18 protein-coding genes are annotated in these 24,046 nt (G+C 54.9%); 9 read left to right on the top strand and 9 right to left on the bottom strand.

The genetic code is table 11. From position 1 onward, the window contains the following. Positions 1-24 precede the first annotated feature (24 nt). A complete protein-coding gene (gene rapA, locus DCH402_RS02845; protein WP_039999572.1) occupies positions 25-2,928 on the top strand; it encodes an RNA polymerase-associated protein RapA in 2,904 nt (967 codons plus the stop codon). A gap of 63 nt (positions 2,929-2,991) precedes the next feature. Further along, positions 2,992-3,645: a bifunctional tRNA pseudouridine(32) synthase/23S rRNA pseudouridine(746) synthase RluA gene (rluA, locus tag DCH402_RS02840; protein WP_039999571.1), complete on the top strand. Its 654-nt coding sequence runs from the start codon at positions 2,992-2,994 to the stop codon at positions 3,643-3,645. A gap of 137 nt (positions 3,646-3,782) precedes the next feature. On the opposite strand, the gene djlA is transcribed toward rluA, so the two are convergent. Beyond that, positions 3,783-4,739, bottom strand: coding sequence for a co-chaperone DjlA (djlA, locus tag DCH402_RS02835; protein WP_039999569.1), 957 nt, complete (start codon positions 4,737-4,739; stop codon positions 3,783-3,785). A 150-nt stretch (positions 4,740-4,889) separates the two neighbouring features. Between djlA and lptD the strand changes: the two genes are divergently transcribed. The 6 genes from lptD (at position 4,890) to apaH (ending at position 11,761) form a co-directional block, all read left to right on the top strand. Then, positions 4,890-7,313: an LPS assembly protein LptD gene (gene lptD, locus DCH402_RS02830; protein WP_081642121.1), complete on the top strand. Its 2,424-nt coding sequence runs from the start codon at positions 4,890-4,892 to the stop codon at positions 7,311-7,313. 98 nt (positions 7,314-7,411) lie between these two features. Continuing rightward, positions 7,412-8,704 carry a peptidylprolyl isomerase SurA gene (gene surA, locus DCH402_RS02825; RefSeq protein ID WP_039999568.1) on the top strand — a complete coding sequence of 431 codons (1,293 nt, stop codon included), beginning with the start codon at positions 7,412-7,414 and terminating at the stop codon, positions 8,702-8,704. Then, positions 8,704-9,705, top strand: coding sequence for a 4-hydroxythreonine-4-phosphate dehydrogenase PdxA (gene pdxA, locus DCH402_RS02820; protein WP_039999567.1), 1,002 nt, complete (start codon positions 8,704-8,706; stop codon positions 9,703-9,705). Before surA ends, pdxA begins: the two co-directional genes overlap by 1 nt. Then, complete coding sequence (rsmA, locus tag DCH402_RS02815) at positions 9,698-10,516, top strand: 16S rRNA (adenine(1518)-N(6)/adenine(1519)-N(6))-dimethyltransferase RsmA (protein WP_039999566.1); 819 nt, start codon at positions 9,698-9,700, stop codon at positions 10,514-10,516. Before pdxA ends, rsmA begins: the two co-directional genes overlap by 8 nt. A gap of 15 nt (positions 10,517-10,531) precedes the next feature. Continuing rightward, positions 10,532-10,909: a Co2+/Mg2+ efflux protein ApaG gene (apaG, locus tag DCH402_RS02810; RefSeq protein ID WP_039999565.1), complete on the top strand. Its 378-nt coding sequence runs from the start codon at positions 10,532-10,534 to the stop codon at positions 10,907-10,909. A gap of 6 nt (positions 10,910-10,915) precedes the next feature. Further along, positions 10,916-11,761 (top strand): bis(5'-nucleosyl)-tetraphosphatase (symmetrical) ApaH, encoded by an 846-nt coding sequence (gene apaH, locus DCH402_RS02805; RefSeq protein WP_039999564.1) that lies wholly within the window; start codon positions 10,916-10,918, stop codon positions 11,759-11,761. A gap of 43 nt (positions 11,762-11,804) precedes the next feature. On the opposite strand, the gene DCH402_RS02800 is transcribed toward apaH, so the two are convergent. From DCH402_RS02800 to DCH402_RS02780, 5 genes are all read right to left on the bottom strand, one after another. Next, the gene (locus tag DCH402_RS02800) at positions 11,805-13,709 is read right to left on the bottom strand and encodes a PhoX family protein (protein WP_039999563.1); all 1,905 of its coding nucleotides are present in this window, start codon (positions 13,707-13,709) and stop codon (positions 11,805-11,807) included. Positions 13,710-14,149: 440 nt separating this feature from the next. Further along, the gene (locus tag DCH402_RS02795; RefSeq protein ID WP_039999562.1) at positions 14,150-15,220 is read right to left on the bottom strand and encodes an acyltransferase family protein; all 1,071 of its coding nucleotides are present in this window, start codon (positions 15,218-15,220) and stop codon (positions 14,150-14,152) included. 346 nt (positions 15,221-15,566) lie between these two features. Further along, complete coding sequence (gene folA / locus DCH402_RS02790; protein ID WP_033575408.1) at positions 15,567-16,049, bottom strand: type 3 dihydrofolate reductase; 483 nt, start codon at positions 16,047-16,049, stop codon at positions 15,567-15,569. Between the two features lie 108 nt (positions 16,050-16,157). Continuing rightward, positions 16,158-16,628: a threonine/serine exporter gene (locus DCH402_RS02785; protein WP_027710856.1), complete on the bottom strand. Its 471-nt coding sequence runs from the start codon at positions 16,626-16,628 to the stop codon at positions 16,158-16,160. Beyond that, positions 16,613-17,395 (bottom strand): threonine/serine exporter family protein, encoded by a 783-nt coding sequence (locus tag DCH402_RS02780; RefSeq protein WP_012768321.1) that lies wholly within the window; start codon positions 17,393-17,395, stop codon positions 16,613-16,615. Before DCH402_RS02780 ends, DCH402_RS02785 begins: the two co-directional genes overlap by 16 nt. 161 nt (positions 17,396-17,556) lie before the next feature. Between DCH402_RS02780 and DCH402_RS02775 the strand changes: the two genes are divergently transcribed. Continuing rightward, positions 17,557-18,171, top strand: a complete 615-nt coding sequence (locus DCH402_RS02775; protein WP_039999561.1) for a LysE family translocator — start codon at positions 17,557-17,559, stop codon at positions 18,169-18,171. Between the two features lie 116 nt (positions 18,172-18,287). Here DCH402_RS02775 and carB read toward each other — a convergent pair whose 3' ends face one another. From carB to dapB, 3 genes are all read right to left on the bottom strand, one after another. After that, positions 18,288-21,512 carry a carbamoyl-phosphate synthase large subunit gene (gene carB / locus DCH402_RS02770; RefSeq protein ID WP_039999559.1) on the bottom strand — a complete coding sequence of 1,075 codons (3,225 nt, stop codon included), beginning with the start codon at positions 21,510-21,512 and terminating at the stop codon, positions 18,288-18,290. An 87-nt stretch (positions 21,513-21,599) separates the two neighbouring features. Continuing rightward, positions 21,600-22,748, bottom strand: coding sequence for a glutamine-hydrolyzing carbamoyl-phosphate synthase small subunit (gene carA, locus DCH402_RS02765; RefSeq protein WP_040003321.1), 1,149 nt, complete (start codon positions 22,746-22,748; stop codon positions 21,600-21,602). Positions 22,749-23,201: 453 nt separating this feature from the next. After that, positions 23,202-24,023 (bottom strand): 4-hydroxy-tetrahydrodipicolinate reductase, encoded by an 822-nt coding sequence (gene dapB, locus DCH402_RS02760; protein ID WP_039999557.1) that lies wholly within the window; start codon positions 24,021-24,023, stop codon positions 23,202-23,204. Between the last annotated feature and the right edge of the window lie 23 nt (positions 24,024-24,046).

Here is a 24,046-nt window from a genome sequence, read left to right as displayed (position 1 = left end):
CGACGAGTATCGAGCTTAGAATTTATGCCTTTTACACTTGGTCAACGCTGGATCAGCGACACAGAAAGCGATTTAGGATTGGGTACGGTAGTGGCGATGGATGCCCGCATGGTGACTCTGCTGTTTCCGGCCAGCGGCGAAAACCGCCTCTATTCCAGGAGTGACGCGCCTATTACCCGTGTCATGTTCAATCCCGGCGATACCGTCACCAGCCACGAGGGCTGGCAGTTACGGGTGGAAGACGTTCGTGACGAAAAGGGTCTGCGCACTTATCTAGGTCAGCGTCTGGACACCGATGAGCCCGCCGAACTGCGGGAAGTGTTCCTCGACAGCAAACTGACCTTCAATAAACCGCAAGACCGGCTGTTCGCCGGCCAGATTGACCGGATGGATCGCTTCGCGCTGCGTTATCGCGCGCATCGCCACCAGCACGAGCAGGCGCTGCAACCCTGGGGTGGATTGCGCGGTATGCGCGCCAGCCTGATTCCGCATCAGTTGCACATCGCCCGTGAAGTAGGTCAGCGCCATGCGCCGCGCGTACTGCTGGCGGACGAAGTGGGTCTGGGCAAAACCATCGAAGCCGGCATGATTATCCATCAGCAGTTGCTGGCAGGTCGCGCGGAACGCGTACTGATCGTGGTGCCGGAAACGCTGCAACATCAGTGGCTGGTGGAAATGTTACGCCGCTTCAACCTGCTGTTCTCGCTGTTCGACGATGAGCGTTACGCCGAAGCCCGCCTCGACAGCGACAACCCGTTTGAAACCGAGCAGCTGATCATCTGCTCGCTGGATTTTGTGCGCCGCAATCCATCACGCTTCGAACAACTGCTGGACGCCGATTGGGACCTGCTGGTCGTGGACGAAGCGCACCATCTGGCATGGAGCGAAGCGGCACCCAGCGCCAGCTATAAAGCGGTTGAGCGTCTCGCGCGCGCCATCCCCGCCGTGCTGCTGCTGACGGCAACGCCGGAACAATTAGGTCAGGAGAGCCACTTCGCCCGTCTGCGTCTGCTCGATCCGAACCGTTTCCATGACTACCACGAGTTTATCGCCGAACAGCAGCAATACCGCCCGGTCGCCGACGCGGTCACTCTGTTGCTCAGCGGCAACCGTATCAGCGACAGCGAACGTAATACGCTCGGCGAGATGCTGGGCGAGCAGGATATCGAGCCGCTGCTGAAATCCATCGCCAGCGACAGTGAAGATAGCGCCGCTGCGCGTCAGGAACTGATCACCATGTTGATGGACCGGCACGGCACCAGCCGCGTGCTGTTCCGTAACACCCGTCAGGGCGTAAAAGGCTTCCCGAAACGCGAGTTGCATCAGGTAAAGCTGCCGTTGCCCACGCAGTATCAGACGGCGATCCGCGTATCCGGCATTATGAATGCCCGTAAATCCGCCGAAGATTGCGCACGCGACATGCTCTACCCGGAGCAGATTTATCAGCAGTTTGAAGACGACAACGCCACCTGGTGGAGTTTCGATCCGCGCGTCGAGTGGATGCTGGAATTTCTGACCAGCCACCGCGATGAAAAGGTGCTGGTGATCTGCGCCAAGGCCGCCACCGCACTGCAACTGGAACAGGTGCTGCGCACCCGCGAAGCCATCCGCGCCGCGGTGTTCCACGAAGGGTTGTCGATCCTCGAGCGCGATCGCGCCGCAGCGTATTTCGCCTCGGAAGAGGAAGGCGCACAGGTGTTGATCTGTTCCGAGATCGGTTCCGAAGGCCGCAACTTCCAGTTCGCCAGCCATCTGATCATGTTCGATCTGCCGTTTAACCCGGATCTGCTGGAACAGCGTATTGGTCGTCTGGATCGTATCGGTCAGAGCCGCGACATTCAGATTCTGGTGCCTTATCTGGAAAACACCGCTCAGGCGCTGCTGGTGCGCTGGTATCACGAAGGGCTGGATGCGTTCGAGCATACCTGCCCAACCGGTCGAGCGATCTATGACAACCACTACGAGCAGTTGATCAACTTGCTGGCGAAACCGTCCGAACAAACCGGGCTGGATGAGTTTATCCATACCTGTCGCCAGCAGCATGACACGCTGAAAGCCCAACTGGAGCAAGGTCGCGATCGCCTGCTGGAGATGCACTCCAACGGCGGCGAGCGAGCGCAGGCGCTGGCCGGGGCGATCGCCGAACAGGATAACGACGTCAATCTGGTGAATTTCGCCCTCAACCTGTTCGACATTATCGGCATTCATCAGGACGACCGCAGCGATAACCTGATCGTGCTGACGCCGTCCGATCATATGCTGGTGCCGGATTTCCCGGGCCTGCCGCAAGACGGTTGCACCATTACGTTCGATCGCGATCAGGCCTTGTCACGCGAAGACGCTCAGTTCGTCAGTTGGGAGCATCCGCTGATCCGCAACGGACTGGATCTGATCCTCTCCGGCGACACCGGCAGTTGCGCCGTCTCGCTGCTGAAAAACAAGGCATTGCCGGTCGGCACCCTGCTGACGGAACTGATCTATGTGGTGGAAGCGCAGGCGCCGAAGAAACTGCAGTTGACCCGTTTCCTGCCGCCGACGCCGATTCGCGTCCTGCTGGACCGCAAAGGCACCAATCTGGCGGCGCAGGTGGAATTCGAGAGCTTCAACCGTCAACTGAGCGCGGTTAATCGCCACACCTCCAGCAAGCTGGTGAACGCGGTGCAGGACGAGGTACACGACATGCTGCAGAAGGCCCAGCCGCTGGTGGAAGCACAGGCGCAGGCACTGATCGCCGATGCGCAGCGTAATGCCGAAACGCAGTTGCGCCGCGAACAGGAACGACTGGAGGCGCTCAAAGCCGTCAACCCGAACATCCGTGACGACGAACTGGAAGCGCTGGAAGAGCAGCGCGAACAGGTGCTGCTTAACCTGCAGCAGGCCAACTGGCGTCTGGATGCCATCCGTCTGGTGATGGTGGCGCACCAGTAAGCCCCATCGGTTATCTACCTACTTCGCGGCAGGGCCTGCCCTTGCCGCGATGCCGGAGCCTTCATGGAACCCTATAACCCGCCCCGCGATCCCTGGCTGCACATCCTGTACCAGGATCAGCACATCATGGTGGTGAACAAACCCAGCGGATTGCTCTCCGTTCCCGGCCGTGCCGAAGAACATAAGGACAGCATCATGACCCGCATTCAGGCCGACTTTCCTACGGCCGAATCCGTCCATCGTCTGGACATGGCCACCAGCGGCGTAATGGTGGTGGCGCTGACCAAAGCGGCGGAACGGGAATTGAAACGCCAGTTTCGTGAACGGGAACCGAAGAAATCCTATATTGCACGCGTCTGGGGGCACCTGACGCAGGATGACGGGCTGGTCGATCTACCGCTGATTTGCGACTGGCCGAACCGCCCAAAACAAAAAGTCTGTTTTGAACAGGGCAAACCCGCCCAAACCCACTATACCGTGTTATCACGAGACAACGACGGTACCACCCGCGTGAAGCTGATGCCGATCACCGGGCGTTCACACCAGTTGCGCGTCCACATGTTGGCGCTCAGCCATCCGATTCTGGGCGACGGGTTCTACGCCCACCCAGAAGCTAAAGCGCTGGCTCCTCGTTTATTACTGCATGCACAGGAACTGGCGATCACCCATCCGGTCTTTAACACACCGATGCATTTTCGCTGCGAAGCAGATTTCTAATTCGCTGCGAAGCAGACTTCTAAGCCCTTCTTCAGGCACGTATTCCTCTTTCTGAAAACGGTGATTCTTTAGAAAGGGCTGCGTTGAAAGCGCAGGCAATCGGAAGAAGAAGGCAAGTGTTCGGGAAACAAGAGAAGTCAGCGAGAAAACTTATTGATCTTCAGAAACTCATAGGCGGCCTGAATATCCTGCGCCTTGCGCTTGGCCATATCAATCATGCGCGGCGACAGGCCCTTACCCATCATTTTGTCCGGATGGTGCTCGCTCATCAGCTTACGATAAGCACGTTTTACCGTCGCGGCGTCATCCGTGCTACGAACCCCTAATGTACGGCAGGCGCTTTCCAGCGTCGGCCCACGCGACGATATCGGCGGCCGCTGACCGTAGGATTGCCCGCCATAGGATTGATTACGTCGCTGATAAGATTTATTGCCCTGCCGCGATGACTGCTGGCTATTCTGCCAGGACTGATGGCTGCTCCCCTGTCGCGACTGGTAGGTATTGCCCTGCCGTGACTGGTAGCCATTATTACTGTTTTGTTTTGATGATTGATGAGTGTTGCGCTCTATGTTGCGTATAAACAGTTCGAACTGTTCACGGGTCACCCCCAGCTCATCGGCGAAAACATACAACAGCCGCCGCTCGTTCGGATGTAACGCACCGTCCACAAACGCAGCCTGTAACTGGATCTCCAGAAACATGCGGATTAAATCGAAACGCCCGATACAGGCATCACGTAACTTGCGTAATTTATTGCGTACCGGAAACTGGCTGGCCTTACCTTCACGAAACGCCCGCTGTGCGGCATTACGCGCCTCGCCATGTAGCTCCAGCCGGTCCATCATAGAGGTAGCGATACGAATATCAGACTCCGTCACCCGCCCTTTCGATTTCGCCAGGTGCCCCATCGCCTGAAAGGTCGTCAGGCAGAACAGCGCCTGTCGGGTGGCTTGCGCGGAAAAAAAGTCGCGCTGACGGGATGCACGGACTCTGTCAAGCAAATGACCCAGCAGGAGTCCGATTATCAACCCGCCGACACCGGCGCTGGACGCAATCCCCAACGCGAGTCCCAGCAACTTTCCCCAATACCGCATATACTCCTCAAATCCCCATGCCGTCGGCCAAAAATTGCTTTATCATACCCGTCATTTATCTTTGCTCCTAACGGCAACGCATAGAAAATGGCGGGGATTTTGCGCTGGCGCCACGCTGGCGACTGATATAGTCTCTGACCGTTTGCCGGCATGATGCCCTTGATGACGGAACACCTGATACCGCGTATGAAAAAAAGTTTTCCAACCCTGCTGGCCTCATTAATTGGGTCGGCGCTGTACAGCCAGCATGCGCTGGCCGATCTCGCCTCTCAGTGTATGTCGGGCGTTCCCGTATATAATCGCCCGCTGGTGACCGGAGATACCAATCAGTTGCCGGTGCACATCAAAGCCGATCAGTCTCAGGCGAACTACCCGGATAGCGCCGTTTTTACGGGTAACGTCAATATTGAGCAAGGTAACCGTGTGCTGACCGCAGATCAGGTGCAGTTGCATCAACAGCAACAGGCCGGTCAGGCTGACCCGATTCGCACCGTAACGGCCATCGGTAACGTGCACTACGATGACAATCAGGTCATCCTGAAAGGTCCGCGCGCCTGGTCCAACCTCAATACCAAAGATACCGACGTCGAAAACGGCGACTATCAGATGGTCGGGCGTCAGGGTCGTGGCGACGCCGACAAAATGAAACAGCGCGAAAATAACCGTTACACCATTCTGGATCATGGTTCATTTACGTCCTGTCTGCCCGGTGATGATAGCTGGAGTGTGGTCGGTTCGGAAGTGATCCAGGACAGACAGGAAGAAGTGGCGGAAATCTGGAACGCCCGTTTCCGCATCGCCGGTGTCCCGGTGTTCTATAGCCCTTACATGCAAATGCCGATTGGCAATAAGCGCCGTTCCGGCTTCCTGATCCCCAACGCTAAATACGGCAATAGTAATGGCTTTGAGCTGGTTACGCCTTATTACTGGAATATCGCGCCTGACTATGACGCTACCATCACGCCGCATGTACAAACCAATCGCGGCACTCAGTGGCAGAACGAATTCCGTAATCTGTCTCGTTTTGGTTTTAGCGTGGTCGAATTCGACTGGTTGCAAAACGATAAACAGTATAAAAACGATGTGCTGTCTGGAAAATCGGGCTACGCCCCTGACGACGATTACACTCGCTGGTTGTTCCACTGGCAACATACTGGGGTAGTCGATCAGGTCTGGCGTATTAATGTCGACTATACCAAGGTCAGTGATCAGAACTATTTCACCGATCTGGACTCCGTCTACGGCAACACCACTGACGGCTATGCCACTCAGAAATTCAGCCTGGGTTACGCCACCCGTAACTGGGACGCCACAGTATCAACTCGCCAGTATCAAATATTCAGCAACCTGGCTAATCGCGATGTATACCGTGCTATGCCGCAGTTGGATATCAATTTCGCCCAGAATGACATCGGCCCCTTTGATTTATACCTTTATGGCCAGGCTGCCAAATTTACCAACGTTAATCCGAGTCTGCCGGACGCCACTCGATTCCACATAGAGCCGACGCTGTCGTTGCCCATGTCAAATCAGTGGGCCAGTCTGAATACCGAAGCCAAGCTGATGGCGACTCACTATCAGCAGGAAAACCTGGATACCTACAGGGCCAATCCGAATAATACCTCCGCCCAGCAATTGGAAGCGCAGCAACTAAAAGACAACGTCAACCGTGTCATGCCGCAGTTTAAAACTGACGGTAAGATGGTGTTTGAGCGCGATATGGATTGGGCGAAAGGTTATACCCAGACGCTGGAACCACGGATGCAATACCTGTATATACCGTACCGTGACCAGTCTTCGGTTCGTGCTTATGACTCTACGCTGCTGCAGGCCGACTATGCCGGTCTCTTTCGCGACCGTACCTTCGGCGGTTTGGATCGCATCGCCTCCGCCAATCAGGTATCAAGCGGTGTGACGACGCGCTTGTATGACGATACGTTAACAGAACGGTTCAATGCCTCTCTGGGGCAGATTTATTACTTTGATCACCCACGCACAGGCTCCAATTCGAGCATCGATCAGAACGACGACCGTGGCAGCCTGAGCTGGGCGGGCGACAGCTACTGGAAGTTTGCCGACAATTGGGGCATCCGCGGCGGCGCGCAGTACGATGAACGTCTGAAAGATTTCACGCTCGGCGATGCGGTTCTGGAATACCGCGGCGGCGGCGAACGTATGTTCCAGTTGAACTATCGTTTCGCCAGCTCGAAATATATTCAGGCAACGCTGCCAACCATAAACAACCCTGGTTTCCAGCAAGGCATTTCTCAGGTAGGCGCAACCGCCAGCTGGCCGTTGTCCGATCGTTGGGCCATCGTCGGCGCCTACTACTATGATACCAAGGCAAACCAGCCGGCCGACCAGTTAGTGGGCTTGCAATACAATACCTGCTGTTGGGCCGTCAACATTGGTTATGAGCGCAAAATCACCAAATGGGACAATGTCACCAGCAAAAGCCTTTACGACAATAAGCTCGGCTTTAGCTTTGAACTCCGCGGTCTGAGCAGCAATTACAGCCTGGGAACGGAAAAAATGCTGAAAACCGGTATTTTGCCTTACCAGCGTGCGTTCTGATGATGTAACGCCGGGAACTCTGGCGACAAGAAACGTCTAATGACCGGTAGCGATTAAACATTTAACCCGCCCTGGCGGATAAAATTAACGGGAAAGGTATGAAGAACTGGAGAGCGCTTGTTCTGGGACTGGCACTGAGTGCCAACATGGCGTTTGCGGCCCCGCAGGAGGTCAACAAGATCGCCGCGGTCGTCGACAACAGTGTGGTTCTGGAAAGCGATATCAATAGCCTGCTACAGTCCGTCAAACTGAACGCGCAAGAAGCCGGTCAGCAGTTACCGGACGACGCTACGCTCCGTCATCAGATTCTGGAGCGCTTGATCATGGATAATATTATTCTGCAAATGGCGCAGAAGATGGGCGTACAAGTCACTGATGAACAACTGGATCGCTCCATTGCCAACATTGCGGCGCAAAACCGTATGAGCATCGACCAATTGCGCAGCCGTCTGGCGGCTGAAGGCGTCAGCTTTGACACTTACCGCGGCCAAATCCGTAAAGACATGATCATTGCCGACGTGCGGAACAGCGAAGTGCGCCGCCGCGTTACCGTGCTGCCGCAGGAAGTGGACTCACTGGCGCAGCAGCTCGCCAGCCAGGGAGCAAACGGCCCGGAGGTCAATCTGAGTCAGATTCTGCTGCCGTTGCCGGAAAACCCGACGCAGGATCAGGTTGATAAGGCAGAAAATCTGGCTAATCGTCTGGTAAAAGAAGCGTCTCAAGGCGCTGATTTCGGCAAACTGGCCATCACCTATTCCGCCGATCCGCAAGCGTTGAAAGGCGGGCAAATGGGCTGGGGGCGTCCGCAGGAATTGCCAACGCTGTTCGCCGAGCGTTTGACCAATCCACAGAAGGGGCAGATCGTCGGGCCGATTCGTTCCGGCGTCGGCTTCCATATCCTGCGTGTGAACGATACCCGTGGCGGTGCTCAAGCCGTTTCCGTAACCGAAGTGCATGCCCGTCACATCCTGCTGACGACGTCGGTAGTCATGAATGACGCGCAAGCGAGAGCCAAACTGGAAGAGGTAGCCGGCCAAATCAAGAACGGCAAACTCAGTTTCGCCAATGCCGCCAAACAGCTGTCACAGGATCCGGGGACCGCTAATCAGGGCGGCGACCTGGGTTGGGCATCGCCGGAGATGTATGACCCGGCGTTCCGCGACGCGTTGACCCAACTGAAAAAAGGCGAAATCAGCACGCCGGTACACTCCTCTTTCGGCTGGCACCTGATTCAACTGCTGGACACCCGTGAGGTGGACAAGACCGACGCGGCGCAGAAAGAACGTGCTTATCGCATGTTGTTTAACCGTAAATTCGCCGAGGAAGCGCAAACCTGGATACAGGAAAAACGCGCCGCGGCTTATGTGAAAATCCTGAATGGCCAGAACTGATGCCAACTGAAATGCAGGTGCAGCGAGTGGTGATCACCCCCGGCGAACCCGCCGGGATTGGTCCTGATTTAGTGGTGGCGCTGGCTCAGCAAGACTGGCCGGTGGAGCTGGTGGTATGTGCTGACGCAGAGCTGCTGCTAAGCCGTGCGCTGACGCTGAAACTGCCGCTGACATTGCGTGAATTTCAGCCGCAGCAGGCGGCGCAGCCACAAATCGCAGGAACGTTAACGCTGCTGCCTGTTTCCACCGACGCCGCCGTGGTGCCGGGGCAACTGAACGTGGCGAACAGCCGCTATGTGCTGGATACGCTAACCCGTGCTTGCGACGGTTGTCTGCATGGCGACTTCGCCGCGTTGATTACCGGCCCGGTGCACAAGGGCATTATCAACGAATCGGGTATTCCGTTTTCCGGTCACACCGAGTTTTTCGCCGAGCGCAGCCACTGCGCGCGCGTGGTGATGATGCTGGCGACCGAGGAGCTGCGCGTCGCGCTGGCGACTACCCATCTGCCGCTAAAAGCGGTATCGGATGCCGTCACCCGTGATAGCCTGCACGAAGTCATCACCATTCTGCATCAGGACTTGCAGCGCAAGTTCGGCCTCGCCCAGCCGGTCATCTACGTCTGTGGGCTGAACCCGCACGCCGGCGAAGGCGGCCACATGGGACGTGAAGAACTGGATGTCATTATTCCGGCACTGGATGAACTTCGTCAGTCCGGCGTCCAGTTGGTCGGTCCGTTGCCGGCCGATACCTTGTTCCAACCCAAGTATCTCGAACACGCCGACGCCGTGCTGGCGATGTATCACGATCAGGGCCTGCCCGTGTTGAAATATCAAGGCTTCGGCAGGGCCGTCAATATCACGCTGGGGCTGCCGTTTATCCGCACGTCCGTCGACCATGGCACCGCGCTGGAACTTGCCGGTAGCGGCCAGGCCGATCCGGGCAGCTTCCGCACCGCATTAAACCTCGCTCTACATATGATTGCTAACCGTAATGAATAATCGCGTCCATCAAGGTCACTTCGCCCGTAAGCGTTTTGGCCAAAATTTTCTCAACGATCAGTTTGTGATCGACAGTATTGTTTCCGCCATTCACCCGTTGCCGGGTCAGGCCATAGTGGAAATCGGCCCAGGCTTGGGGGCGCTCACCATTCCGGTCGGCGAACGTATCGACAGCTTTACCGTGGTGGAACTCGACCGCGATCTGGCCGCCCGACTGGAAGTCCACCCAACGCTCAGGGATAAACTGACCATCATCCAGCAGGATGCGATGACCGTAGATTTCGCCGCACTGTCACAACAGGCGGGACAACCGCTGCGGGTTTTTGGTAACCTGCCGTATAATATTTCAACACCGCTGATGTTCCACCTGTTCAGCTATACTCAGGCTATTCGCGACATGCACTTCATGTTGCAAAAAGAGGTGGTCAATCGGCTGGTCGCAGGGCCGGACAGCAAGGCTTATGGCCGTCTGACTGTAATGGCGCAGTACTATTGTCAGGTTATTCCGGTGCTTGAAGTGCCGCCGACCGCCTTCAAACCGGCCCCGAAAGTGGATTCTGCGGTAGTGCGACTGGTGCCGCACACGACGTCGCCGTATCCGACCGTCGATACCCGTATTTTGAGCCGGATTACCACGGAAGCCTTTAATCAGCGGCGCAAGACACTGCGTAACAGCCTGGGTAACCTGTTCACACCGGAGCAATTAACCGCTTTGGAAGTTGATCCGAACGCCCGGGCGGAAAACGTCACCATTGCGCAATACTGCCGTCTGGCCGAGTGGCTGACCGCGCATCCCACATCGCAGGAATAAGCTGGAGTTGTCGTCATGATGAATGCGCCCCGAGTGTGTATACAGGTTCAGAGCTTCTATGTGGAAGCACAATCTCAGCCGGAAGAAGGCCGCTTCGTCTTCGCGTATACCATCACTATCCGCAATCTGGGTCGTCATGATGTCAAGCTGCTTAGCCGTTACTGGGTGATTACCAACGGTAACGGCAAGCAAACCGAAGTCCAGGGTGAAGGCGTAATCGGCCTGCAGCCTGTAATCCAACCGGGCAGCGAATTCCAGTACACCAGCGGTGCTATTCTGGAAACCCCGATGGGCACCATGGAAGGCCACTACCAGATGATTGACCATCAGGGTGAAACATTTCAGGTTCCTATTACGGTATTCCGTCTGGCCATCCCTTCACTGATACACTGAAAGATTATGGCGACCTATCTTGTTGGCGATGTTCACGGCTGCGCCGTCGAGCTCAAAGCGCTGCTGGCGCAAGTTTCCTTTAATCCCGAGAGCGACGTACTGTGGCTGACCGGTGATCTGGTTGCCCGCGGCCCGGATTCACTGGACGTGCTGCGCTATGTCCGTTCGCTGGGTGATGCGGTACGCCTGGTACTCGGCAACCACGATTTGCATCTGCTGGCGGTCTACGCCGGTATCAGCCGTAATAAACCCAAGGATCGGTTGGATCCGCTGTTGTCGGCGCCGGACGTGGACGACCTGATCAACTGGTTGCGCCGTCAGCCGCTGTTACAGGTGGATGAGGAACGCAAACTGGTGATGGCCCATGCCGGCATTACGCCACAGTGGGATCTGGATACCGCCAAAATGTGCGCCCGGGAAGTGGAAGCGATCCTCAGCAGCGACAGTTACCCACTGTTTCTGGATGCCATGTACGGCGATATGCCGAATCACTGGAGCCCGGAACTGAGCGGGCTGGCACGTCTGCGCTTTAGCACCAACGTATTTACCCGCATGCGCTACTGCTTTTCCGGCGGTCAGCTCGATATGCTGTGTAAAGAGGCGCCGTCACAGGCACCGTCGCTGCTCAAACCCTGGTTTGATCTGCCGGGCCCGGTTCCAGCCGAATACGCCATCGCGTTCGGCCACTGGGCATCGCTGGAAGGAAAAGGCACGCCGGAAGGTATCTACGCGCTGGATACCGGCTGTTGCTGGGGCGGGGCGCTCACCTGTCTGCGCTGGGAAGATCAGCGCTATTTTACCCAGCCATCACTGATGGCGCCGCAGGCCGATGCGGCCTCCGTCATCATCTGATACGACCGGCGGCATCGCCGCCGGTGAAACACGCCTCACGCCATTACGCCCCGATCACACCGCCATCTTCACGGGTGATCATGACAACCGATGAACGAGGCCGCACGCTGTTATTGGGGAAATGCGAATCCCCTTTTTCGCCGGGGTGCTGCACATTCACGAACATCGTGCGGTAATCAGACGTAAATGCAATGCCGGTTAGCTCACAGGATTTAGGCCCGACCATAAAACGACGGATCTCGCCGCTGGTCGGATCGCCCGCCAACATCTGGTTATTACCCTGCCCGACGAAATCACCTTTGTTGCTGTAATTACCGTCGGTCAGGATCCACAAACGGCCATCGTGATCGAACCCCAACCCATCGGGGCTGTTGAAACTGTTTTCCACCGTGATATTCGGCGTACCGCGATTAATGCCGTCCGGATGCGCTGCCGGGTTGCCGCACAATGCATACATGTCCCAGCCGAATACCTCCGCTGTCGCATCGCCGTTTTCGTCCCAGCGAATGATCTGACCATAGATGTTGTTCGGTCGGGGATTGGCTGCATTAACCGGCATACCTTCTTCACCGCGTTTGCTGTTATTGGTCAGCGTACAATAGGCGCGGCCATCATGTGGATTAACCGCAATCCATTCCGGGCGATCCATACGCGTCGCATTCACCTGCGAAGCCGCCTTACGGGCAAAGATCAGCACTTCAGCCTGACTGTTGAATCCGTTCTCCGGCGTCAATCCATTCTTGCCGAACTCCAGCGCTACCCAGTGCCCTTTGCCTTTCAGCGGCGTACCGGATGCATCGCCGTCAAACTGTGCCACGTACAGCACGCCGTCATCCAGCAAACGAGAATTAGCCGAGGGATTGGCATGATCCACCTTGCCGTTGGACACGTATTTGTAGATGAATTCACCGCGTTCATCATCCCCCATATACACCACCAAATGGCCGCTCTTCGCCACCGTCACCGCCGCGTTCTCATGCTTAAAGCGCCCCAGCGCAGTACGTTTCACGGGGGTGGACGTTGGGTTCAGCGGGTCGATCTCCACAATCCAGCCATGCCGGTTGAATTCGTTGGGGTGCTTCGCAACATCAAAACGCTCGTCAAAATCCACCCAGTTGCGTTCCGGTTCATGAACTTTGAGTGTATAGCGCTTCTGTTCCGGCGTTGTCTGGTAATCGGCTTGTCGGGTACCGAAATAAGTATCGAAATTCTCTTCACAAGTCAGATAAGTGCCCCAAGGCGTTTTACCGTTGGCGCAGTTGCCGAAGGTGCCTGACACGTTCATCCCCTGAGGGTCGGCGGCGGTTTTCAGCAATGCATGACCCGCCGCCGGGCCGCTGAACGTCATCGCCGTATTTACCGTGATACGCCGGTTATAACGTGAAGGGCGCTCCACTTCCCAGCGTGCCGATTCCGCGACGCGTTTCACTGCAACCACCGATACACCATGCGCCGCCTGAGATTTACGGACATCTTCCAGGCTGGCGGCTTTGGCACCGCCATGCGCAAACAGATACTGCTCGTTCACATATTCGTTGTTGATCGCCATCACGCCGTGACGATCATCAATCGGGAAAAAACTCATGCCATCGTTGTTATCGCCAAACTGTTTTTCCTGATCGGCAGCACTGTTCTTGCCTTCGGCATGGAACGCCGGGGCGCCATCTACCAGCGGATCGCCCCAGGAGATCAACACCTCAGCCCGGTAGCCGGGCGTAATGACGATATGATCCTCGGCGGAAGCCGCAATCCCCTTGAAACCCAACAGTTTGCTGCCAGCCGGCTGGCCTTCCGCCAATCCCGTTACCGGAAAAGACCAGATACCGCCGCCCAGGAAACCTGCCAGTCCCAGCGCGCCCGCATTGCCTAACAATTTACGACGGGCGGGATTACTCAGGCGATCGACATTCAGCGCATCGGCGCTCAGGTGCTTAATCTTGTCAGTCATGCTCGACTATGTCCTCTTGCTCTCATTCCGGTTCTCGCGCGACTCCCCGTTCGGTACTCACGCAATGATGACAAATACAGACATATGTTATGCAATTAATGTGACTAAATAGTTACATATAGGTAAGCACCTTGTTCAGACCACCTTTCATTCCTCGTCTTATCCCCTACCATGGACATTTTCGCGAACGTGGATACTAAGGTGGACAGAAAGTGCGCGAGGCAGAGGGGCTGGGTAAGAAGCATGGCCAGGTACTCCCGCACGCTGCCATCAGCAGAAAGTGCATGCCAGACGTCTAAGAGCAGTTGGAACGCATCAGCAACACCTTTAAGGTAATCGAAACGCAGCGGCCAAAGCTCGCCTGCGAGCCATGGAAGGCTAACCTGTCACCAGCGCAATACCTATATCCTCCCTGCTCCCCAAGCCAATATAGCTAAAGCTCAAGGCTGATAAGATCTCATCCTCGTAGATAAAATTCCCGCTATCTTTTTCCCTGACCGAATTGAAGGCATTTCAACCCATATGAACATAACTGATGATATTACGATACTGATAGCAATAGAGAGGATAAATATTGTCACTCTTTCGGTGGATGCAGTAGTGTCTGATAAATAGTTTCTGAAAAAAACCATTACAGGATAGTGAACGAGATAAAGTGAATAGGAGATATCCCCAAAGAAAGTCAGTATCCTATTATATTTGGTCTCATTATTATCACTCAATAGAATAGCCGAAATCATGATAATCAACGCTAACCAGAAACCACCGCTTAAGCCAAAAACCTGTGGACCAATAATAACGGCGCTTACCATTGCAATAGTAAATACTATTTTTGCCACTATTCTGCGATAAAGAAACTGGCTGATTCTGCTCCTGACCATGAATTCAGCCAGCAACATACCGGCGATGAATTCAAACACGATGGTATTACTTATCAACTTAATCCAAGCCTGCCACCAGTGTATAACACTCATATTTGGCGATACCTGTGATGAGAAATCAAAGCTACCGTTGTAATACCATTGAAAACCTGTCATGGCAGCCACGAAAACCAACGTGCAGATGTAACTGCGATAGCGATGGCTAATGCTCATTGAAACGGCAAAAATGAAGTAAAACATTATTTCGTAGGATAACGTCCATGGCGGGCCAAGAGCACTGTAACCAAAGGTTGGACCCGGCTGGCTATAGTCCTGAAGACAAAAATAAAGTGTACACGCCATCTGACTGAAACTTCTTTCATAGTACACGAAGATAAAGGAAAGCAGCCAAACGAGAAAAAAAACGGGCCATATGCGAAAGAAGCGTTTAACTATAAATGCAACCGGACCATCAGGCGTATGGTGGGTAATGAATGTCATAATAAAACCACTAATTATAAAAAAAACATCCACACCAAGAGCCCCAGGGATATGCTTTGTCCAGTTACCCACCAACAGGGAAGAATTATGCGCTACGACTACAAGCAAAGCAGCCAGCCCGCGCAAATACTGAATTGATGTGATTTTCATATACCTGACAGCCTGTTATCTTCAAATTGCTTTTAATTTTCCACAGATTCATTTTATAGGCTATTTTTCAAAGTATTAAAATAGCGCAAGCAAAGAAATATTAGAGACATTGTAAGGAATTAAAGTGAATAGGATATGCCGCGATCAGCCTGTTTACTGCCAGGTTTCAGATTCTTTGACGAGTAAGTCAGATCATTAATCTTATGAATAAGCTGGACTTCATTTTATTTAAATAATGTTCTTCCTTGGCATGACCCGGTTGAAATAGGAAGACGGTCCTAGTGTAACGCTTACACATATAGATACATTAAAAACCCGCTCGGTGAGCGGGCTTGAGATGAGGCAATCAGCGACGATCGAGGATTTCGAAGCAATAACTGTGGGAGTTTTTATCATCTGCATCATGGAATTCGCTGAAGGTAGAAACCCACTCATCCGGCTCGTAATCCGGAAAATGGGTATCACCTTCAATCTCAGCATCAATATGCGTCAGATAGAGGCGGCTGGCTTGCGGCAACATCTGCTGATAAATGCTGCCGCCGCCGATCACCATCACTTCATCTACATCACCGGCGGCAGCCAGCGCCGCCGCAAGCGATGTCACCCAGGTGACACGCTCATCGTCGCCCGGTTGGCTACTGACGACAATATTCAGCCGTTCCGGCAAGGGTCGGCCGATGGCGCGGAACGTATTGCGCCCCATAATCACAGGTTTGTTGAGCGTATTGCGCTTAAACCACGCCAGGTCGGCCGGCAGATGCCACGGCATGGCATTCTCCATTCCGATAACACGATCCACTGCCAGTGCGGCAATCAAACTAATCACCATGGTAAAACCCTACAGGCTACAAAATTGGTGCCACTATACGGAAAGCCCGGGCAGGCGTCGATATGATTACCGGAACGCCGACCACTATTTAAGAGAACACCTCAATCCCTATACTCCCGGACGTTTACGGTAGATCCAGATCCCCGGCAGCGATAGCCCGATTGAAAGCGCACCAACGATAAAACTGGCCTTCAAAAAGTTGGTGATCAACGTTTGCATCAACGCTTCGCTGTACCCCTGATGGGAAAGCTGTACCACCGAAATCATCGCCGTATAGGCCGAAATACCGGGGAACATCGGAATAACGGCGGCGACGGTAAATACTTTGGGATGGGCCAGAAACCAGCGGGACCAACGAATACCGATGATACCCACCATGATCGATGCCACAAATGTCGCCCACTCGATAGGGATGCCGAAACGAATCATTAGAAAACGCACACCATGCCCTAGTCCGCCCAGCAGCGCGCAATACGGTAATGCCTTCACCGGTACGTTAAATACCATCGCAAACCCTACCGCCGGGACCGCTGCCAACACCATGTCCTGAATCAGCGCCCAAATCAGTTCAATGACCATCCGTGCAGCCCCCATATCGCCATTGCCGTTACCACACCAATACAGGTCGCCAGCGTCAGCAGGCTGGCCATCGTCCAGCGCGCCAGCCCGGTATTGACATGGCCTTTGAACATATCCGCCACCGCATTGATGAGCGGAAATCCCGGCACCAGCAGCAACACGCTGGCGGCCATCGCCACGGAGGAACTCTGTTCCAGACCGGGCACGCGCATCAGCAGCCCGGACGCCGACGTCGCCACAAAGGCGGTAATACAGAAATTAATCAACGGATTAAGATGCCGTGCGGTCAGTACCTGTCGGACATACATCGCCATGCCGCTGGCAATCAGCGTCACCAGAAACGCATCCCAGCCACCGCCGTTCAGACGACTAAAACAGCCGCACGATAACGCCACGATCGTGACCATCAGCCAGCGTGGATAACGCAACGGCTTGATATGACTGAAGCGTTTTGCCACTCCGGCCACATCCAGCAGCTTATGTTCAGCCATGATCACCACATGCTGAACTTCCGTTACGACGTGCATGTTGATGCCGCGATCGACATTTTTACGCGTGGACGTCAGGCAATGCCCTTGCATAATGGTGGTCAGCACTATCGCGTTGGCCGAGATAGAACTCTCCACACTGTCCATCCCCAATGCCACGCCAAGTCGTGACGACAACTGTTCGACCAGCATACTTTCCGCGCCATGTTGTAACAGCAACAGTGCGCATTGAATACACAACCGGGTAATATCCCGCTGCTGTGTGGTTTCATTTACCATGTTACGTTCCCGTCCCCTGCTCTAAAAACAACCACTATATGCGTGGTTTTTATAAGTTTATTAACATTTCAAATCGATGATTGATAGTGCGAAAACATGCCACTGACGGTATTATGCCCACCTTTTTCCGACGAATCCTTGATTGTCATACATAATCCATCATGCTTGAGACTTCTTTATTCGTGGCGACCATCGCCGCACTGGGAATGATTTCTCCCGGCCCGGACTTCTTTCTGGTGATCAAAAACGCGATACGCTACCCGCGACTGGCCGCCATGATGACCGCTATCGGCGTGATTGCCGGGGTTGCCACACACATGGCTTACTGTGTCGCCGGCCTGGCCGTCGTCGTCACCACTACGCCCTGGTTGTTTAGCCTGCTGAAATACGTCGGCGCCGCCTACCTAATCTGGCTGGGCATTCAGGCGCTGCGCTCGCGTGGCGGCAGCAAACTGGATTTATCCGGCCTGACGCCGCAACGCATCGGCCTCTGGAAAGCTTTTATGCAGGGCTACCTCTGTAACCTGCTGAACCCGAAGGCAACGCTGTTCTTTCTGGCAGTCTTTACCCAAGTGCTGGGGCTGGACTCCAGCATGGGCGAAAAACTGTGGTATGCCGGGATTATCCTGGGGTTGACGCTGATCTGGTGGCCGTTGCTGATTGTCCTGATCCAGAGCGAACCGGTGCGTCGCGGTCTGAGTAAAGCCCAGAAACTGATCGACAAACTGCTTGGCGGCGTGTTGATTACACTGGGGATAAAGGTCGCGTTAAGCTAAACCGCCCCTGATAACTGACGAAAAAAACCGGCCTGATGCTACGCACCAGGCCGGTTTTATCTTTCATGATTTACCTTTCACGACAGCGCGCCTGAATCCAGACGCGTTTTTAGCCGTTATCCCTGAATACGGGCATGCATTTCCTGAACGGAAATCACCTGCTCGGTGGGATCAGCATTCAGCGACATGGCCGTCGCGAAACCGCCGTTCATGGTGGTGTCGTAATGCACTTTATATTGCAGCGCACTGCGGCGAATCAGTTTGGAATCTTCAATCGCCTGACGGCCCGCCGTGGTGTTGACGATGTAGGTGTACTCGCCATTCTTGATGCGATCCTGAATGTGCGGACGGCCTTCGTGCACCTTGTTCACCAGACGCGGATTAATACCCGCTTCCCCCAGCACCACCGCGGTGCCGTGAGTGGCGTCCAGTTCAAAACCGTGCTTGAGCAGTTTAGCGGCCAAATCCACTACCCTCGCCTTGTCGCCTTCACGCACCGACAGCAGTGCACGACCGGTTTTCTTCATCGGCGAGTTGCTGCCCAACATCGCCTTGGCAAAGGCTTCGGCAAAGGTACGCCCTACCCCCATCACCTCACCGGTGGAACGCATTTCCGGCCCGAGGATCGGGTCCACACCCGGGAATTTATTAAACGGCAACACCACTTCCTTGACGGAATAGTACGGCGGGATCACCTCTTTAGTGACGCCCTGCTGAGCCAGCGTTTGCCCAACCATCACGCGGGCTGCCACTTTCGCCAGCGGCACACCGGTCGCCTTGGAAACAAACGGCACGGTACGCGCCGCGCGCGGGTTAACCTCAATCAGGTACACTTCGTTGTTCTTCACCGCAAACTGCACGTTCATCAGGCCGCGTACGGAAAGTTCGAACGCCAGTTTTTCCACCTGACGACGCATCTCATCCTGAATCTCTTTGCTCAGGGTGTAAGCCGGCAGCGAACAGGCGGAGTCGCCGGAGTGCACGCCGGCCTGCTCGATATGCTCCATGATGCCGCCAATCAGCACCCGCTCGCCGTCGCAGATAGCGTCCACATCCACTTCCACCGCGTCGTCCAGGAAGCGGTCCAGCAGTACCGGCGCATCGTTGGAAACACTAACGGCGGTCTGGAAGTAACGGCGCAAATCGACTTCGTCATAAACAATTTCCATTGCCCGACCGCCCAGCACATAAGACGGACGCACCACCAGCGGATAACCGATACCGACCGCCTTTTCCACCGCCTGATCGATAGTGCTGACGGTGGCGTTGGCCGGCTGCTTCAGGCCGAGACGGTTGACCGCCTGCTGGAAGCGTTCACGGTCTTCTGCGCGGTCGATGGCATCCGGGCTGGTGCCAATCACCGGCACACCGGCGGCTTCAAGCTGACGCGCCAGTTTCAGCGGCGTCTGTCCACCGTACTGCACGATCACGCCTTTCGGCTGCTCAATACGTACAATCTCCAGCACGTCTTCCAGCGTTACCGGCTCGAAGTACAGGCGATCGGAGGTGTCGTAATCGGTAGAGACGGTTTCCGGGTTACAGTTGACCATGATGGTTTCATAGCCGTCTTCACGCAGCGCCAGCGCCGCGTGCACGCAGCAATAGTCGAACTCGATGCCCTGACCGATACGGTTCGGACCGCCGCCCAGCACCATTATCTTGTCACGGTCCTGATTCGGGTTGGCCTCACACTCCTCGTCATAGGTGGAGTACATGTAGGCGGTATCGGTGGCGAACTCGGCAGCGCAGGTATCCACGCGCTTGTAGACCGGGTGCAGGTTGTATTTGTAACGCAGCTTGCGAATTTCGCCTTCAGACACGCCGGCCAGTTTTGCCAGACGGGCATCGGCAAAGCCTTTGCGTTTGAGCAAACGTAGGAACTCCAGCGTCAGGCCATTAGCGCCTTGCTCCACCACTTGCTCTTCCAGACGCACCAGTTCTTCAATCTGCACCAGGAACCAGCGGTCGATGTTGGTCAGGTTGAATACGCCGTCAACCGACATCCCGGCACGGAACGCATCCGCCAGATACCAGATACGATCGCCGCCGGCATCTTTCAACTCACGGCGGATTTTGGTCAACGCTTCCGGATCGTCCAGACTCACTTTAGGATCGAAACCGGTAGCGCCCACTTCCAGGCCACGCAGCGCTTTCTGCAACGACTCCTGCTGGGTACGGCCGATCGCCATCACCTCACCCACCGACTTCATCTGTGTAGTCAGACGATCGTTGGCGCCGGCGAATTTTTCGAAGTTAAAGCGTGGGATCTTGGTCACCACATAATCGATGGACGGTTCGAACGATGCCGGGGTACGCCCGCCGGTAATGTCGTTCATCAGTTCATCCAGCGTATAGCCCACCGCCAGTTTGGCGGCGATCTTGGCGATCGGGAAGCCGGTCGCTTTGGAAGCCAGCGCCGAGGAGCGAGACACGCGCGGGTTCATTTCGATAACGATCAGACGACCGGTTTTCGGGTTGACCGCAAACTGCACGTTGGAACCGCCGGTTTCCACCCCGATTTCACGCAGTACCGCCATCGAGGCGTTACGCATGATTTGGTATTCCTTGTCGGTCAGGGTTTGCGCCGGTGCGACAGTGATAGAGTCACCGGTGTGGATCCCCATCGCATCGAGGTTTTCGATCGAGCAGACGATGATGCAGTTATCGTTTTTATCCCGCACCACTTCCATTTCATACTCTTTCCAGCCGATCAACGATTCGTCGATCAGCAGTTCCTTGGTCGGCGACAGATCCAGACCACGGGTACAAATCTCTTCGAACTCTTCACGGTTGTAAGCGATGCCGCCGCCGGTGCCGCCCATGGTGAAAGACGGGCGGATAATGCAGGGATACCCCACATCCGCCGCCACCGCCAGCGCTTCGTCCATATTGTGCGCGATACCGGAACGCGCGGTTTCCAGGCCGATTTTCTTCATCGCGATGTCGAAACGGCGACGATCTTCCGCTTTATCGATGGCATCGGCGGTCGCGCCGATCATGGTCACGCCGAACTCCGCCAGCACGCCCTGACGTTCCAGTTCCAGCGCGCAGTTCAGCGCCGTCTGGCCGCCCATCGTCGGCAATACGGCATCCGGACGTTCTTTTTCGATGATTTTGCGCACCACTTCCCAGTGAATCGGTTCAATATAAGTGGCGTCGGCCATCTCCGGGTCGGTCATGATGGTGGCCGGGTTGGAGTTCACCAGAATCACGCGGTAGCCTTCTTCACGCAGCGCCTTACACGCCTGAGCGCCGGAGTAGTCAAACTCGCACGCCTGACCGATCACGATCGGACCGGCACCGAGGATCAGGATACTTTTTATGTCTGTACGTTTTGGCATTTTTCGCTCCTGCGAACCCGTTTACTCACCGCCGCGCCGGCGCTTTCGCCTTGTTCTTTTATCGCAGCGTGACTAAACGGATTCTGATTATTTGGTATGACTACGGTAAGACTCAATCAGCTCGATGAAGTGATCAAACAGCGGCGCGGCATCATGCGGGCCAGGGCTGGCTTCAGGGTGCCCCTGGAAGCTGAATGCCGCTTTATCGGTGCGGTGAATGCCCTGCAGCGAACCATCGAACAGCGATTTGTGCGTCGCGCGCAGCGTGGCGGGCAGCGACGTTTCATCTACCGCAAAGCCGTGGTTTTGCGCGGTGATCATCACCCGATTACCATCCAGATCTTTCACCGGGTGGTTGCCGCCGTGGTGGCCGAACTTCATTTTGACGGTTTTCGCGCCACTGGCCAGCGCCAGCAACTGGTGGCCCAGACAAATGCCGAATACCGGAATATCGGTTTCCAGGAAGGCTTTAATCGCGTTGATGGCATAATCGCACGGCTCCGGATCGCCAGGGCCGTTGGAGAGGAAAATGCCGTCCGGATTGAGTTTCAGCACCGCTTCCGCCGGGGTTTGCGCCGGTACCACCGTCAGGCGGCAGCCGCGATCCACCAGCATACGCAGGATATTACGCTTCACACCGTAGTCATACGCCACCACGTGGTACGGCAGTTCACTCTCTTCTTTCGCCGCCGGCAGCTCGCCTTCCAGCGTCCAACTGCCTTGCAACCAGCTATAGCTGGAACGGGTGGTGACTTCTTTCGCCAGATCCATCCCTTTCAGACCGGGGAACGCTTTGGCCTTTTCCAGCGCCAGCGCCGCATCCGGCGCATCGCCCGCGATGATGCAACCGTTCTGCGCGCCTTTCTCACGCAGCAACCGCGTCAGTTTGCGGGTGTCGATATCGGCAATTGCTACAATATTGTTGCGTTTGAGGTAATCAGACAGGCTTTCTTCGCTGCGGTAGTTACTGGCGATTAACGGTAAATCGCGGATGACCAAGCCCTGAGCATGAACGGTGGGGGATTCTTCATCGGCTTTGTTGGCGCCGACATTTCCGATATGGGGATAAGTAAGAGTGACAATCTGGCGGGAATAGGAAGGATCAGTGAGGATTTCTTGATAACCGGTCATTGACGTATTGAAAACGACTTCCCCCACTGCCGTTCCCTCTGCCCCAATGGCCCGACCGTGGAATTGGGTTCCGTCTTCCAGAACCAATAGCGCTGACTTAATCAAAACACCCTCCAAGGAATAAAAAATCATGTTATTTGCATATTAATTCAGATTTGACGCACTAAATCAACGCAAAAACCACCTGTAAGGCAAATTTTTGGCAAATTGCGCGCATTTTAATGATGCCCCTGACTGTTGTCTAGCCAAACCGGATTTTTTTTCACTATTTTATGGCTTAAGAAGATAATGCACAGCTATACCCGCAAAAACACACATCAACTAGCGAAAGTAAACGGTTGCCAGCGTCAATGAGTGATGAAATGATTAAAATCACACCAAAATCGGTAGATGGAATGATAAATGTCTGACGCACAGATAGGAAAAAGACAGATAACAGCAATAAAAAACAGATTAGCAAAAAATAAAGCATTAAACCGGTATTTTTTATTGAAATATAATGGCGCTAATTTTAGCGCCATTAAAATCAATGAATTAAAAAATAAAAATAATTTTCTGCTATATATCATCAAGCCCAAGCACATCTCTCATATCAAAAAGACCATGCTTTCTGGCGCTTACCCATAATGCGGACCTGACTGCGCCGTTTGCGAACGTCATCCGGCTGGAAGCCTTGTGTGTTATCTCTATACGCTCGCCGACGTCCGCAAACATCGCGGTGTGTTCTCCTACGATATCGCCGGCCCGGATAGTGGCAAAACCGATGCTTTTCGGATCACGTTCGCCGGTGTACCCCTCACGTGCATAAACCGCACATTCTTTCAAATCGCGTCCCAGCGCGCCGGCAATCGCCTCGCCCATCGCCAGAGCCGTGCCCGACGGCGCATCCACTTTATGGCGGTGGTGTGCTTCGATGATTTCAATATCCGTGTAATCACCCATCACTTTAGCCGCTTTTTCCAGCAGCTTGAGCAACACATTAACCCCAACGCTAAAGTTTGCGGCAAACACAATCCCAATGTCGGTCGCCGCTTGCTGAATCGCCGCTTTACCGGCATCGTCAAAACCGGTGGTGCCGATCACCATCCCTTTACCGTGCTGACGACAAAAAGCCAGATGCTTGAGCGTCCCTTCCGGACGAGTGAAATCGATAAAGACATCGAAATCGTTCACTACCGCCTCAAGACTGCTCTGTACGGTAACATCCGTTTTCCCGGCACCAGCCAGTTCCCCGGCATCACTGCCGAGCAACGACGCCCCTTCACGCTCCAGCGCCGCACCCAGTACGACGCCTTCCATCTGCAACGCAGCCTGAATCAACTGCCGCCCCATGCGACCACCCGCTCCCGCGATGGCGACGCGGATTTGTGCATCACGCATATTCGTACTCTTTATCTGTTGAT

The organism is Dickeya chrysanthemi NCPPB 402, from assembly GCF_000406105.1.
GTDB classification, from domain to species: domain Bacteria; phylum Pseudomonadota; class Gammaproteobacteria; order Enterobacterales; family Enterobacteriaceae; genus Dickeya; species Dickeya chrysanthemi.
This window is presented reverse-complemented; position numbering and strand designations above follow the sequence as displayed.